Raw genomic sequence first — 13,847 nt, 5'->3', positions numbered from 1 at the left:
AGGATAACATTTTTGAAGGAAGTGACCTCTATGAAAACCGGTCTGGTTCTGGAGGGCGGGGCTCTGCGAACAATTTTCTCCTCCGGCGTGTGTGACGCGTTTCTGGATGCGGATCTGCCCCTGCCGGACTATACAGTAGGCGTCTCCGCCGGCATCGCCTACGGCGTCAGTTATCTGTCCCGCCAAAGCCGCAGGAATCTGAAGCTGGTGACCACCTATGCCGACGACCGCCGCTATATGGGCCTGCGGAACTGGCTGGATCCCAAAAACCGCTCCTACTTCGGCCTGAAATTTGCCTATGAGACTATTCCCAACCGGCTCCTGCCCTTTGACTATGATGCCTTTGAGGCTTACCCCGGCACGGCGGAGGCGGTGGTCACCAACCTCAACACTGGCAAAGCCGACTACTTACCGGTTCCCCGGCGGGACAGCCCCAACCTTCTGCTGGAGGCCTCCTGCGCCATCCCGCTGATGTTCCCGGTGATTGAGATCAGCGGCCAACCCTATCTGGACGGCGGCTGCGCTGACCCCATTCCCTGGCGGCGGGCCTTTGAAGCAGGCTGTGACCGGGTCGTAGTGGTCCTGACCCGAGAGCGGGACTACCGGAAGGAAGACAGCGCCTCCACAGCCCTGCTCCGGCGGAGGTTCCGCAGCTATCCCGCGTTTCTGGAGACCATGGCCGCCAGGACCCGGCGGTACAACGACTGCCGGCAGGAGCTGTTTGAGCTGGAAGCATCCGGAAAGCTCCTGGTCATCGCTCCGGAGGATACCCTGGGCTGCTCCCGGACAGAGCGGGACGGCGAGGTCCTGCGGGCCTTGTGGCAGGAAGGCTATTTTGCCGGACGCCGCTCTGCTGAGGCTGTCCGGTCATTCTGGACAAAAGAAACCCTGTGAGTTCCACCGAAGGGCGGCGCTGTTTTCAGCGCCGCCCTCTTTGTGCAATCGTTTGAAATTCGGCGATTTCTACAAAATTTGTACGTAATATCAGCAAATCCAGCAGTTTATTCCGCAAATTTTGCATTTGGTTATTCCGCCAGCTGTTCAATCGCTTGTTTTACATATATAATAAACTGGAGACATAAGGTACTCTGTCCGGCCCGAAGGCCGGAGAATCCATAAAGGAGCAAGCGTATGGACATTTTTTCCCTTTTGACCCTCTGCGGCGGCCTGGCCTTTTTTCTTTACGGCATGACTACCATGTCCAAGAGCCTGGAAAAGATGGCGGGCGGCAAGCTGGAGCGAACTCTGAAGCGCATGACCTCCAGTCCCCTGAAAAGCCTGCTGCTGGGCGCCGGCATCACCATCGCCATCCAGTCCTCCTCCGCCATGACGGTGATGCTGGTGGGGCTGGTAAATTCCGGCGTCATGGAGCTGGGGCAGACCATCGGCGTCATTATGGGATCCAACATCGGCACGACCCTGACGGCGTGGATCCTGTCTCTCACCGGGATCGAGAGCGAGAATGTGTTTGTCAATCTGCTGAAGCCGGAAAATTTTTCGCCGGTGATGGCTCTGGCGGGCATCATCCTCATCATGGGATCCAAGAAGCAGCGGCGGCGAGACATCGGCCGCATCCTGGTGGGCTTCTCCATATTGATGTACGGCATGGAGCTGATGAAGGAGGCCGTCAGCCCTCTGGCGGAGCTGCCCGGCTTCTCCGATCTGCTGACCGCCTTCAACAATCCCCTGCTGGGCGTTCTGGTGGGCGCGGTGTTCACCGGCGTCATCCAGTCCTCCGCCGCGTCGGTGGGCATTTTGCAGGCCCTGGCCCTCACCGGCTCCATTACCTACGGCATGGCCATCCCCATCATCATGGGCCAAAATATCGGCACCTGCGTCACCGCTCTGCTCTCTTCCATCGGCGTGAACCGGAACGCCAAGCGGGTCGCGGTGATCCACATCTCCTTCAACATCATCGGCACTGTGGTGTGTCTGGTGCTGTTCTACGGCGGCAATGCGGTGTTCCATTTCAGCTTTATGGGCATGACCGTGGGAGCTGTGGGCATCGCCCTGTGCCACACCATTTTCAACGTGCTCACCACCGCGCTTTTGCTGCCCTTCTCCCGCCAGCTGGAAAAGCTGGCGCGGAGACTGGTTCGCAGCGAGGACCCTGCCCAGCAGTTCGCCTTTCTGGACCCCCGGCTGCTGCGGACGCCCGGTGTTGCCATCAGCGAGTGCACAGCTATGACAGGCAGCATGGGCCAGCTGGCCCACGAGAACCTGCTGCTGGCCATCCGGCAGCTGTCAGATTACAGTGAGGAGCGGGAGACCCTTATTTTACAAAATGAGGACAAGCTGGATCTCTACGAGGACCGTCTGGGGAATTATCTGGTGACTATCTCCCAGCACGGCGTGTCCATGGACGATATCCGCACCGTCTCGCGGCTGCTCCATGCCATCGGAGACTTTGAGCGCATCGGCGACCATGCCCTGAATCTGCAGGAGTCCGCCCGGGAGCTGCGGGAGAAGGAGCTGCGCTTTTCCGAGGGTGCGCGGGCGGAACTGCAGGTGCTGGTCGCGGCTCTGGAGGACATCATGGGCAAGGCCTTCGGCTGCTTCCTGGCGGACGACGCCGCGGCGGCCCGGGAGGTGGAGCCTCTGGAGGAGACCATCGACCAGCTGATCGAAGAGATCCGCTCCCGCCACATCCGGCGGCTCCAGACCGGAGACTGCACCATCCAATTGGGCTTCGTCCTCAGCGACCTGCTGACCAATTTCGAGCGGGTCAGCGACCACTGCTCCAACATCGCCGTATCGGTGATGGAGGAGCGGGGCATCCAGGGCCGCCACGCCTACATCCACGACCTGAAGGGCGGCGGCGGCTTTGCCGCCAGTCTGGACGGCGATCTGGAAAAATATCACCTGCCTCAGGCATAATCCCAGAAAAGCCCTCTGCCGCGCCGTGCGCGGCAGAGGGCTTTTTGCCGTCATTGATGTCCCAGCCAGTCAGCGGCCATATGGGCGGCCATGGCGCCGTCCGCCGCCGCGGTGACAATCTGACGCAGGGATTTTTGCCGCACGTCTCCGGCGGCAAACACCCCGGGCAGCTCCGTCCGGGTATCCTCCCCCGCCGGAACGTAGCCGGCCGCGTCCAAATGGAGCTGTCCCCGGAGCGGCTCGGTGTTGGGAAGGCGGCCGATGGCGACGAAAACGCCGTCGCACGCCAACTGCCGCAGTTCCCCCGTGGAAATGTCCCGGTAGGACAGACCGGTCACACGGTCACGGCCCAGGATCGCGGTGATCTCCGCGTTCCATATTGGCATGATGTTTTCCGCCGCCTCCAGCCGTTCCAGCTCGCGGCGCTCCGCCCGCAGGGCGTTCCGCCGGTGGACCAGCCAGACCCGGCGGCACAGCCGGGACAGGTCCAGGGCCTCCCCCACGGCGGAATTGCCGCCGCCCACCACCGCCGCGTCCCGGCCCCGGAAAAGCGGGCCGTCACAAGCGGCGCAGAAGCTGACGCCGCGCCCGCGCAGGGTCTCCGCTCCCGGCACGTCCAGAGTGCGGGGCCTGGCCCCGGCGGCGTAGATCACAGTCCTTCCCTGATATGTCCCGGCGGAGGTCCGGACGGTTCGCCGGGACAGGTCCAGCGACACGGCGGTCTCTCCCCGCAGCTCCGCCCCTGCCTTTCGGGCCTGTTCCAGCATGGCGGCCGCCAGATCCGGGCCGCTGGAGGGAGCGCTGCCCGGGCAGTTTTCCACCGTCCCGGCGGAGGCAAGCTGTCCGCCCAGTTCCGGCCCTGTCAGCAGCGGTGTTTGCAACCCGGCCCGGGCGGCGTACAGGGCCGCCGTGCAGCCTGCCGGTCCGCCGCCGATGATAAGCGTGTCATATTCCATAGGCTTTCCTCCTTTTCCAGGTATAGTATCCGCCGGATCAGGCTAAAATACCCATATCCACAGCGGACAGAGGGCGGATGGCCTTTCAGGGCGCTTTGGGACGCACCGATGTCTGCCAAACATCAGCATAAGGGGGAATTCGACATGTCCATAGAACTGAAGGACAGCGAGACGCTGAAAAATCTGATGCGGGCCTTTGCAGGGGAAAGTCAGGCACGCAACCGCTACACCTTTGCCGCCTCTCTATGCAAACAGCAGAAGCTGCACGTGCTGGAGGCGGCGTTCCGGTTCACCGCCGACCAGGAAAAGGAGCACGCGGAGATCTTTTACAACCACATGAAGGAGCTGGCCGGGGAGACGATCCACATCGACGGCGGCTACCCTGTGGACATCACCAATGACGCGGCAAAACTGCTGCGGGCCGCCCAGCACAATGAGTATGAGGAGTTTGACCCGGTATACAAGTCCTTTGCCGATACCGCCCGCTCCGAGGGCTTCCCCAAGATCGCCGGGTCCTTCCAGCAGATCGCCCGGATCGAGCAGACCCACGGAGACCGCTTTGGCCATCTGGCAGACCTGCTGGAGAGCGGAAAGCTGTTCGTCTCCGATGTGAAGTGCGCCTGGATGTGCCTGAACTGCGGCCACATCCAGGAGGGATTGGAGGCCCCCAAGACCTGCCCCGTCTGCGACCACGATCAGGGCTTCTTCATCCGGCTGGAAATGGCCCCATACAGCGGAATGCCGGTCCGCTGATTGGCATGCCCAGCGGAAGCGGCTCCCTGCCGTCCGCCCTCCGCGCGGCAGCCGCAAAAAACCGCCCATGCTGAGAGGCATGGGCGGTTTTTGACAGTCGATTTGGCGGTAGATATTATTTGGCGGCATTTTCCTTTGCCAGCTTGTTGGACTTGTAGTTCTTCCACGCGAAGATCAGCACGGAGGCCACCGCGATGACGATGAACGCACAGCTGATGGGACGGGTGAAGAAGATCTTGAAGCTGCCCTCGGAAATGACCATGGCCCGGCGGAAATTCTTTTCGGCCAAGGGGCCAAGAACGATGCCCAGCAGAATGGGGACCAGCTGGAAGTCCATGCGCCGCAGGAAGTAGGACACGATGCCGAAAATCAGGATGATATAGATGTCATACACGCGGTTGTTGGTGGAATAAGAACCGGCGATGCAGAAGGTCAGCACGATAGGAGCCAGGATCTCATAGGGAATGCGGGTGATGTGAGCGTAGAACCTGGTAAATACGTTGCCGATGATGTACATGAAAATATTGACCACGATCAGGCCGATCATGATGGCATACAGCACATTGCCTTGCTCCGCAAACAACGTGGGGCCGGGGACCATGCCGTGGAGCATGAAGGCGCCCATCAGGATGGCGGTGGCGCCGTCGCCGGGAACACCCAGAGTCAGCATGGGGATCATGGTAGCTCCGCATGCGCCGTTGTTGGCGGATTCGGAGGCTGCCACGCCCTCGATCTCGCCGTGGCCAAAGGTCTCGGGGTGCTTGGACGCCTGCTTGGTCTGATTATAGGCGATGAAGGCCGCCAGACCGCCGCCGGTGCCGGGGGTCGCGCCGATGATAACACCGATGAGGGAACCCAGTGCAATGGGCTTGCGGCAGCGGCGGTATTCGTCTTTGGTGATCTTATCCTTGGTGATGGCCGAGGCGCTGATGGTCTTGTGATCTGTTTTGGGATCGTACTTGGACTTCATCAGGATCTCGGAGATGGCGAAAAGGCCGATAAGGGCGATGATGAGGTCGATGCCTGCCATCAGCTTCCGCTGGCCGAAGATGAACCGGGCCGTGCCGCTGATGGAGTCCACGCCGATGGTGGCCATGAACAGGCCGATACATGCGCCGATAAGTCCCTTGAAAATGCTGTTGTTGGAAACGCCGGCGATGACCGACAGGCCAAAGACCGCCAGGGCAAAGTATTCGGCAGGCCCGAACAGCAGGGTGATCTTGGCGATCAGGGGTGCCAGGAACAGCAGTGCAAAAGCACTGATAAGGCCGCCGATGGTGGAGGCAAACAGGGCCATTTGCAGAGCTTTAAAGGCTTTGCCCTTCACTGTCATGGGGTAGCCGTCAAACAGTGTGGCCGCGTTGGCCGAGGTGCCGGGGGTGTTGATAAGAATTGCGGTGATAGAGCCGCCGTAGGTGCCGCCGCAGTAGATGGCCAGCAGCATCAGGATGGCCATGGTGGGGTCCATGCCATAGGTAAGGGGGATGCAGAGGATGATGCCCAGATCAGAGGTCAGACCGGGAATCGCCCCCACCACGATGCCGATGGCAAGGCCCAGAGGGATGATCAGAAAGTTCTGCCACTGCGCCAGGATCTGCAGTCCGCCTAAAAATTGTTCCATATGCGTTCTCCTTTCTGATCGTCAGGGCAGCGAAACGTGGAGCATGACCCGGAACACATAGTACACGATGCCCACCATCGCCAGGGGGATGGCGTAGTAGTACCATTTGCGGGCGCCGTAATAGAGCATGATGGCCAGCACCAGGATCACCGTGGAGACCACAAAGCCCAAGGGCTGGACCATGAAGCAATATGCCACCAGGAACAGTGCATACAGGATGGAGCGCATTTCCTTCTTAAAGCCCACGGAGCGGAAGCTCTCCTTCGTGACCACCAGTTCTTTTTTCTCTCTTGCGAAGATACCCTCCAACAAAAGGCCCACGGCGAAGATAAACATTCCACCGATAGCGATTTTGGGAAGGGTCTGGGCGTTGATGGCTGATTTCTCCATGGTCTTGATCTGCGTGGGGATCAGGACCCACAGAATGGCGCCGACGATGGAAAAGATAGCGCCGGATATGATCTCAGAATTATATTTTATCTTCATAATGGCGTACCTCGTGTTTGAGAGTGGAGGCGCCCCATGCCGCAAGGGCAGGCACGGGGCGCCGATAGATCACTGCACCAGGGGGATGTACTTGGTCATAGCTTCGGTCTGGGAGGCGACCATGTCCAAGATCTGCTCGCCGTCAGAGTCCCAAGCTGCCATGCCCATGCCCTTCATGAACTCCTGGAACTCGGGGTCGGCGTAGACCTGCAGCACGAAGTCACGGAGGATCTCCTGCTTCTCAGCGTCCACAGTGGAACGAACGGCAAAGTAGTCCATACCGGTGAACTCCACGTCGATGCCCTGGTCCTTGAAGGAATCGATATGGCCGATGCCTTCCACGTCCAGGCCCTCGGGGATAAAGGTGCCAAGGCAGTTCAGTTCGCCGTTGATGACATAGTCACGATAGGTCGGGGGAGAACCGATGGCTACGTCCACATGGCCGCCCACCAGGGCGTTGATGGCCTCCTGGCCGCCGTCATAGGGAACAGCTTCGCAGGGGATGTCCAGGATAGCGAACAGGGCGGAGATCATGGTGTAGCTGTCGTTGCCGGGGCCGCCGGTGGTGGCGTACTTGATGGTGTGGCCGGCGTTGGCGTAATCCACCAGCTCCTGGATGTTGGTGATGTTGCTGGAGGCGTTGGTCAGGATGACGAACTCGGTGATGCGGATGCCCACCAGCGGAGTGATGTCTTCAATGGTGTAATCCACATCGATGAAGCTGGGAGTCAGAGAAAACAGGGGGCCGTTGCAGCAGAACAGGGTATATCCGTCGTCCTCGGCGTCCAGGAAGTCGTGCATGCCGATGGTGCCGGAGCCGCCGGTGTGGTTCTCCACGATCATGGGAACGCCCAGGATCTTGTCGCTGTAAGAGGCGATCTGACGGGTTATCACGTCAGGGCCGCCGCCCAGGCTCCAGGGCTGGATAATGGTGATCTCCTTCTCAGGCCAGTTGGAAGCAGGCTTTTCCGCAGGGGCCTCAGTCTTAGACTCTTCCTTATCAGGTGCGGGGGTCTCCTTAGCACCGCAGGCAGCCAGACTCATGACCATGACGAGTGCGAGGAGCAGAGACAGTAGCTTTTTCATCTTGAATTCTCCTTTTTATTGATTTTAATAAATTCCGTCCGTATCCCGCCGGAATCCATTACAAGAGTGATGGCCTGAAAACCTTCAGGCTGGGAGAAGTAGGGCGGATATTCCCGCTCGTCCGTAAACAGAAAGCTGGGGGCCCTTCCCGCTGGGGCCATGGCGCTCAGCCGCTCATACACCGCCGGGTTGGCGCTGTTGTACCGCCGGTCGGAAGAGGCGGTGGTGATCACATGGGAAAGGGGCATTTTTGCCATAAAATGTTCGCTGATCGAGTCGATTTGCCCGTGATGCGGTAATTTGAGAACGTTCACATTTTCGAGCAAAAAATCAGGGACCTCATTCCACTGGCGGGGACAGCTGTCCGCTGCCGCCAGCAGCACCGTCTGTTCCAGCTCAAACCGCAGCAGCAAGCTGGTGTGGTTCGACATGCCGTCCAATTGGCCCAGCAGCGCAGTGGTCCGGTCCGGGCCGCCAACCGTCTTGTAGGCATTCTCCACCAGCTCTATATAGCTCTGGATAGAAGCGGGCTTGGGAGCCAGGACCCGCACTGTCAGCCCCTCAGTCAGTTCCAGAGCATCTCCAGCATGAAGGACCGTCACCGGGACGGACTGGTCCACGGCCCGCAGCAGGATGCGGCGATAGGCGTTGAGAGCATTGGTGTACAGCGGTACGCTGCGGGGCGCCTGGGGGCCTGGATGCAGCTCCTGCCCCCCCAGAAACGGCTCCGTCGGGTAAGGCACAAAAAGCCTGCCTACGGTGGTCTGCTCCAGGATCGGCTCCAGGCCGCAGACGTGATCCTCGTGGATGTGGGAGATCATTAGGTCGTCGATATGGCTGATCCCCTGGGACTTCAAGTACTCTGCGGCGGGAATGCGATAGGGGTCTCCAGCAAATTCCGCCGGCAGAGCACTTCCGCCGTCCAGCAAAGCAGTGTAGCCGCTCTCCGCCTGAAATAAGACGGCGTCCCCATAGCCGACGTTGATAAACGTGACCCGCATGGCATCCTCTCCTTTCTCAGTTTATGTCGTTTCCTGTAAATCTCGCTATCGCAGGCTGGTAAAACGCCTGTAAAATGCGCCTGCCTCAGGTGGTCTCCCGGACCACCAGCTCCACGGCGGTCTGGATCACCTCTTTGCGAGGTGGCTCGCCCTCGATCTGGGCAATGAGATGCTCCGCGGCGATAGCGCCCATGGCGGTCTTGTCGACCCGCACGGTGGTCAGCTCCGGCTCGATCATCCGGCTGTTCTCACTGTCGTCATATCCCACGATAGCAAGGTCGGCCGGGATCCGCAGGCCCGCCCGGATAGCGGCCTTCATAGCGCCGATAGCAATGGTGTCATTGGTGCAGAACAGCGCCGTGGGCCGGTCCTCCATAGACAGCAGCTCCGCCGCCCCCGCGATAGCCTGCTCTACGGTAGGTTCAATGGAGCGGATCAGACGGCCGTCTATCTTCAGGCCGTGTTTTTGCAGCACATCGCAGTATCCGCTGTAACGGGAGAGGTAGACGTGGGGAGAGAAGTTGCCGGCCAAAAGCCCGATCCGCCGGTGTCCGCGCTCCACCAGATGCTCCACCGCCAGCGCAGCGCCGCCGTATTGGTCCGTGGTAACGCAGAGGAGGTCCTCCATATCCAGCGCATTGTTCAGCAGCACCACCGGCATGTTCTGCCGGCGCAGATCCGTAACGATCTGTTCATCAGAGTGGCCCGCCAGAATGACGCCGTCCATCTGTTTTTTCACACAGGCCTGCCCATTGGGCAGCCGCAGCTCCCGGTCCGAGGAGATAAACAGACTGTATCCCTTTTGGCTACACGTTTGCAGCACGCTTTCAAAAATCGGGGAGTAAAAAGGATTTAGGACGACGGGATACTGCTTTTCATAAATAATGAAGCCGATGTTGTCGGTTCTCCCCCGCACCATGGCGCGGGCAATGGCGTCCGGCGTGTAGTTCAGGGCTTTGGCAGCCCGGTAGATCTTCTCCCGGGTCTTTTCCGTTACCAGCTCCGGGCTGGCAAACGCGCGGGATACCGTCGTCTTGGAATATCCGCAGAGCTTTGCGACGTCTAAAATCGTTGCGGCCATGTGATCTCCTCCAAATGAGCACGTTCTCATCACGCTGTGTTAAAAAAAGGACCCGAAAGCGGGCTATTTGACAATAACACAAGCAAGCGAGCAGAAAAGAGAACGTTCTCATTTAATTACTTTATACAAAAATTTTCCGTGCTTGTCAAGCATTTCCCGGCTTTTTCAAAAAATTTAGCTGTCTCATCAAGATGCGGCGGCGTTTTTGGGTAAAATCCCTAAAGATCCGCGGGGGACCGCATGCCGCCTCAGACGATGAAGCCGCCTTCGGCGCCCAGCACCTGACCGGTGATGAAGGAGGCGCGGTCCGAGGCCAGAAAGGCCACCGCGTGGGCAATGTCCTCCGGGGTCCCCAGACGGCCCAGAGGAGTCTCCTCCACCAGCATGGCCCGGGTCTCTTCCCCCAGGGTCCGCATCATGTCCGTTTCGATGCAGCCGGGGGCCACGCAGTTCACCCGGATGCCGGAGGGCGCCAACTCCAGCGCCAGGGAACGGGTCAGGCCCACGATGCCCGCCTTGGAGCAGGCGTAGGCCACCTCGCAGCTAGCGCCCCGCAGGCCCCAAATGGAGGAAATGTTGATGATGCAGCCCCGTTTTTCCGCCAGCATGTGAGGAAGAACGGCCATGGCGGCGTTTCGGGCGCCAGTGAGGTTCACTGCCAGCAAACGGTCCCACAGTTCGTCGCCGGTGTCCTGAAACAGACCGTACTGGGAGATGCCCGCGTTGTTCACCAGCAGCTCCACGGGTCCTAGCTCCGCTTCGGCAAGGCGGACCATGGATCTTACCGCCTGCCGGTCCGCCACGTCCGCCTGAACGGCGATGGCCGCGCAGCCATCGGTCCGCAGGCGGTGCACAAGATCTTCCGCCGCCGCACGCTGTTCCAGATAGTTGACGCAGACGGCCCAGCCCTCCGCCGCCAGCTCGGCGGCAATGGCACGGCCGATCCCGCGGGATGCGCCGGTAACTAAAGCGACTTGTTCCATACGGAGCTCTCCCCTTTCTCATTGTGGGCAGTATAACAAAAAAAGGGGGAAAGCGCAAGAGAGGTATTGCTTCCCATTTTCAAAGCCGCGGAACAGAGAGGGCGGATGATTTGAAAAGCGCCTTGTCCACCACAATATAGCGTGCAAACTCACCGGACTTTGCATGTTGCTGATCTTGTGGAAATCCGAAAACATATTTCCATGCAGAAAGGCGGGATTCTAAGGTATCTTTGTACATGGAACAAGTTCAAAGGACAGATGGGAAACGAAATGTTTCCCGCCTGTCCTTTGCTGTCCTGCTCCAAAATGATTTTTTATACATGTTTAAAACACATACGAGAAATCTCCCTGACAGGTGTAATACAGCTTGGAATTCCCGGCCTTGGACAGAGCGGAAATTCGTTTCTTCACCGTCTCATCACAATGTAAAGGATCTGTGCTTACCACCAATATTTTCGGAGAAAGGCGCGCCTGTGTCTCCATGGAAAAATATCCGTCGCCAAGGCCATGATGTGAAAGCTTTTGTACGATAGGACGAAGCGTCCCGGTTTGATCGAGTATCCTCCGCATATTGTCATCGGTGCTGTCGCCGCTCAACAGTGCGACGTCCTCTCCGCCGTGCCATAGGCCCCAGATGCTGCTGTCTGCGTTGCAGGCTTGCTTATGCCTCTCCAAAAGCTCTGCGATCTCGCTATCGCTTAGCCCCCTCCGACAAAGAAGTTTTGCGCAGAGGACGGATTCCATCTGCGTGGACGCCTTGGTAAACAGGCACCGCAGCCCAAACTCTCCAAATTGAAATGTCCTTCCTGCATAGTCGTCAGGAAAAAGGAGCTTCGTTTTGCAATCCGCTAAATAAGAGAATATCTGGTGATATTCTCTATAGTATTCCCGATCCCCAAACAGAGGGTAGACCCGTTTGTCAAAAACCAGATCGCCACAAGGAACTGCCATCTTTTCAATTGGAATCTGACCGATCAGTTGAAAGAAACCGCCAAAGTGATCTTGGTGAAGGTGTGTCAAAACTGCCAAATCAATTTTGCCGACTCTGTTTGCCTTCAAAAATGACAGCAGCGGCGTTCTTCCCTGATAAGTGCAGCCACCGGCATCTATCACAATACTTCTTCGGCCCTGCAGGGTATCCAAAAGTATCACCGTGCAGTCGGCTCTGCCCACGCGCAGAATATGAAGTCCATTCATGTTCGAGCGTCCTGCCCTCAGCGGTAATACGCGCGAATAAATTTCTCCACATCGTTTCGCTTGCCCTTGAAAGGCCCTGGTGTCTCCATTTTCAGAGAGACCAGCGCAGATGCATACTCCAGCGCCTCAGGAATAGATGCACGCTCCCGTTCTGTGATATAGGCGGAAAATGTTGTATCCCCCCGCCCCGTCCGGCCATCCATCCCTCTGGGTTTCAACGGACAGGTATAATAATCTTTCCCGTCATACACCAGCACCTCTGTATTATGGGTTATAAGTGCCTCTCTTACGCCCCACTCCACCATCAAACGAGCCGCTTCCCGGCGGTCAGCTGTACCCGTTAGGATCTCTGCCTCCGCGGCATCTGTTTTTAAATAGGTTATATACGGGAAAAATTCCTTTTTGCAGGGCCAGTCACTATACACCATATCTCCGGTCAAAGGATCTGGTGTCCGCAGATAGCATTGCATGTCCAAGGCAACTTTTCCGCGCTTGGCCAGCAGAGGAATGATAGCGTTTTCATAATCGCCATTCATCAGACCCGCGAGATGGAAAACCTTTGCCTGCACATCGTCCGGGATCTCTGCCGCTGTGATCTGCGCTCCTTGGGCAAGCGCCGTTGTAGTGCGCCGTTCACGTTTTTCATCCAAAAAAACATTGCGAATGGAGGACGTCCCGCTGGCTGACTCCCTCCAATAAATATCATTGTTATGGATAGGAAGGACATATGGGATCATCTTATCCCTTGCGCTGGACTTGATTAGAATACCGGTATGATTTCCACCAGCCAACGCGGAATAGGAGGCGTATACGACCGCGCCTCCTATAGACCATTCACTCCTCCCATCAAAACCTACGACTTCGTCGATGCAAAGCTCACCTATGATAAAGGTATCATAACTTTTCATTCGATTCACTCCCTCTTTTACATTCGGCATGGTCTCAGAGCTTTTTCAGGATTTATCGTGTCTAACCATGGTACCAGCGCTGCCATGTCCTCAATAACAATATCTGGACGAATATCAGAGGACACGCCCTCATCCTTTTGGGGCGAGAGAAATGACTTGATGTATACAGCTTTGGCAAATCCAAAACTTTTGGAGCCGATCACATCTCTGGACAGCGTATCGCCCACATAGACGCAGTTTTCCGGTTTTTCCTGCATTTGCCGCATGGAAATACGGAAAATCTCAGGATGCGGCTTCCGATAGCCTGTAATACTGGATACCTCTACATCCTCCATATACGTCCGTATTCCGTAATCATCCAGAACATTGAATACATTATAGAGGGAGGCATTGTTGGAAATAACACCAATGTGATAGTCCCGCTCCTTCAGCTGTTCCAGCATCTCTTTTACGCCGGTGCGAAGCTCACGATGGAAATACGTACATTCCCACATATTGGCCAGTTCTTCACAGATCCCATACAGCTTATCCCGGTCAAAATCAAATGCCCTCAAATAATACTCCGGCCAGATCTCCTCAGGCTTTTTCTCGCGGAATCCAATATCGCACCATTTTTTATAGTCTCGTATGCCTGCCATGACCAGTCTCTGGAACTGCACAAAATCTACTCCCGGCTCCAAACCGTGAAACCGCAGTGTATCCCACACACGCTGGAGTGCCTGCTGCTGGGTTTTCTCATTATGCCAGATATTTTCAAGCGTTCCACCCATGTCGAATAAAACTGTTGTTAACATAGCAGATATTCTCCCATCTTAATTTTATCAGATGCAGTACTTGATGAGGTTTTCGCTGTTGGTGTCGAAAATGTTGATCTTCTTGGGGTCGAAGCCCAGGTAGA

The 13,847-nt window shown here is 57.5% G+C and carries 13 protein-coding genes; 3 read left to right on the top strand and 10 right to left on the bottom strand.

The features are described 5' to 3' along the window. The first annotated feature begins 30 nt into the window (after nucleotides 1–30). Nucleotides 31–894, top strand: coding sequence for a patatin family protein (locus Q0Z69_RS08885; RefSeq protein ID WP_298032265.1), 864 nt, complete (start codon nucleotides 31–33; stop codon nucleotides 892–894). 237 nt (nucleotides 895–1,131) lie between these two features. Further along, a complete protein-coding gene (locus Q0Z69_RS08880; RefSeq protein WP_367272275.1) occupies nucleotides 1,132–2,877 on the top strand; it encodes a Na/Pi cotransporter family protein in 1,746 nt (581 codons plus the stop codon). A 50-nt stretch (nucleotides 2,878–2,927) separates the two neighbouring features. Here Q0Z69_RS08880 and Q0Z69_RS08875 read toward each other — a convergent pair whose 3' ends face one another. After that, entirely contained in the window at nucleotides 2,928–3,833 is a 906-nt protein-coding gene (locus Q0Z69_RS08875) for an NAD(P)/FAD-dependent oxidoreductase (protein WP_298032264.1), read from the bottom strand. A gap of 144 nt (nucleotides 3,834–3,977) precedes the next feature. Between Q0Z69_RS08875 and rbr the strand changes: the two genes are divergently transcribed. Then, complete coding sequence (gene rbr / locus Q0Z69_RS08870) at nucleotides 3,978–4,586, top strand: rubrerythrin (protein WP_298032261.1); 609 nt, start codon at nucleotides 3,978–3,980, stop codon at nucleotides 4,584–4,586. 115 nt (nucleotides 4,587–4,701) lie between these two features. Here rbr and Q0Z69_RS08865 read toward each other — a convergent pair whose 3' ends face one another. The 9 genes from Q0Z69_RS08865 to Q0Z69_RS08825 all read right to left on the bottom strand — a co-directional run bounded on the left by Q0Z69_RS08865 (nucleotide 4,702) and on the right by Q0Z69_RS08825 (nucleotide 13,743). Next, nucleotides 4,702–6,207: a tripartite tricarboxylate transporter permease gene (locus Q0Z69_RS08865; RefSeq protein WP_298032259.1), complete on the bottom strand. Its 1,506-nt coding sequence runs from the start codon at nucleotides 6,205–6,207 to the stop codon at nucleotides 4,702–4,704. 21 nt (nucleotides 6,208–6,228) lie between these two features. After that, on the bottom strand, nucleotides 6,229–6,693 hold the full coding sequence (locus tag Q0Z69_RS08860) for a tripartite tricarboxylate transporter TctB family protein (RefSeq protein WP_298032256.1): 465 nt from the start codon (nucleotides 6,691–6,693) through the stop codon (nucleotides 6,229–6,231). Nucleotides 6,694–6,762: 69 nt separating this feature from the next. Beyond that, nucleotides 6,763–7,779, bottom strand: coding sequence for a tripartite tricarboxylate transporter substrate binding protein (locus tag Q0Z69_RS08855; RefSeq protein ID WP_298032252.1), 1,017 nt, complete (start codon nucleotides 7,777–7,779; stop codon nucleotides 6,763–6,765). Continuing rightward, nucleotides 7,776–8,780, bottom strand: a complete 1,005-nt coding sequence (locus Q0Z69_RS08850) for a ComEC/Rec2 family competence protein (RefSeq protein WP_298032249.1) — start codon at nucleotides 8,778–8,780, stop codon at nucleotides 7,776–7,778. The genes Q0Z69_RS08855 and Q0Z69_RS08850 overlap by 4 nt, the downstream gene beginning before the upstream one ends. An 85-nt stretch (nucleotides 8,781–8,865) precedes the next feature. Continuing rightward, complete coding sequence (locus Q0Z69_RS08845; RefSeq protein WP_298032246.1) at nucleotides 8,866–9,861, bottom strand: LacI family DNA-binding transcriptional regulator; 996 nt, start codon at nucleotides 9,859–9,861, stop codon at nucleotides 8,866–8,868. Between the two features lie 248 nt (nucleotides 9,862–10,109). Beyond that, complete coding sequence (locus tag Q0Z69_RS08840; protein WP_298032243.1) at nucleotides 10,110–10,844, bottom strand: elongation factor P 5-aminopentanone reductase; 735 nt, start codon at nucleotides 10,842–10,844, stop codon at nucleotides 10,110–10,112. A 324-nt stretch (nucleotides 10,845–11,168) separates the two neighbouring features. Continuing rightward, nucleotides 11,169–12,041, bottom strand: a complete 873-nt coding sequence (locus Q0Z69_RS08835; RefSeq protein ID WP_298032241.1) for an MBL fold metallo-hydrolase — start codon at nucleotides 12,039–12,041, stop codon at nucleotides 11,169–11,171. A 17-nt stretch (nucleotides 12,042–12,058) separates the two neighbouring features. Continuing rightward, nucleotides 12,059–12,949, bottom strand: a complete 891-nt coding sequence (locus Q0Z69_RS08830; protein WP_298032238.1) for a PfkB family carbohydrate kinase — start codon at nucleotides 12,947–12,949, stop codon at nucleotides 12,059–12,061. 17 nt (nucleotides 12,950–12,966) lie between these two features. Continuing rightward, nucleotides 12,967–13,743: an HAD family hydrolase gene (locus tag Q0Z69_RS08825; protein ID WP_298032236.1), complete on the bottom strand. Its 777-nt coding sequence runs from the start codon at nucleotides 13,741–13,743 to the stop codon at nucleotides 12,967–12,969. Between the last annotated feature and the right edge of the window lie 104 nt (nucleotides 13,744–13,847).

The organism is uncultured Dysosmobacter sp. (genome assembly GCF_947631165.1).
Taxonomy (GTDB): Bacteria; Bacillota; Clostridia; order Oscillospirales; family Oscillospiraceae; genus Oscillibacter.
This window is presented reverse-complemented; position numbering and strand designations above follow the sequence as displayed.

Coding starts and splice junctions, on each gene's coding strand:
- Q0Z69_RS08885 (WP_298032265.1), top strand. CDS start 31: ATGAAAACCGGTCTGGTTCTGGAGGGCGGGGCTCTGCGAACAATTTTC.
- Q0Z69_RS08880 (WP_367272275.1), top strand. CDS start 1,132: ATGGACATTTTTTCCCTTTTGACCCTCTGCGGCGGCCTGGCCTTTTTT.
- Q0Z69_RS08875 (WP_298032264.1), bottom strand. CDS start 3,833: ATGGAATATGACACGCTTATCATCGGCGGCGGACCGGCAGGCTGCACG.
- rbr (WP_298032261.1), top strand. CDS start 3,978: ATGTCCATAGAACTGAAGGACAGCGAGACGCTGAAAAATCTGATGCGG.
- Q0Z69_RS08865 (WP_298032259.1), bottom strand. CDS start 6,207: ATGGAACAATTTTTAGGCGGACTGCAGATCCTGGCGCAGTGGCAGAAC.
- Q0Z69_RS08860 (WP_298032256.1), bottom strand. CDS start 6,693: ATGAAGATAAAATATAATTCTGAGATCATATCCGGCGCTATCTTTTCC.
- Q0Z69_RS08855 (WP_298032252.1), bottom strand. CDS start 7,779: ATGAAAAAGCTACTGTCTCTGCTCCTCGCACTCGTCATGGTCATGAGT.
- Q0Z69_RS08850 (WP_298032249.1), bottom strand. CDS start 8,780: ATGCGGGTCACGTTTATCAACGTCGGCTATGGGGACGCCGTCTTATTT.
- Q0Z69_RS08845 (WP_298032246.1), bottom strand. CDS start 9,861: ATGGCCGCAACGATTTTAGACGTCGCAAAGCTCTGCGGATATTCCAAG.
- Q0Z69_RS08840 (WP_298032243.1), bottom strand. CDS start 10,844: ATGGAACAAGTCGCTTTAGTTACCGGCGCATCCCGCGGGATCGGCCGT.
- Q0Z69_RS08835 (WP_298032241.1), bottom strand. CDS start 12,041: ATGAATGGACTTCATATTCTGCGCGTGGGCAGAGCCGACTGCACGGTG.
- Q0Z69_RS08830 (WP_298032238.1), bottom strand. CDS start 12,949: ATGAAAAGTTATGATACCTTTATCATAGGTGAGCTTTGCATCGACGAA.
- Q0Z69_RS08825 (WP_298032236.1), bottom strand. CDS start 13,743: ATGTTAACAACAGTTTTATTCGACATGGGTGGAACGCTTGAAAATATC.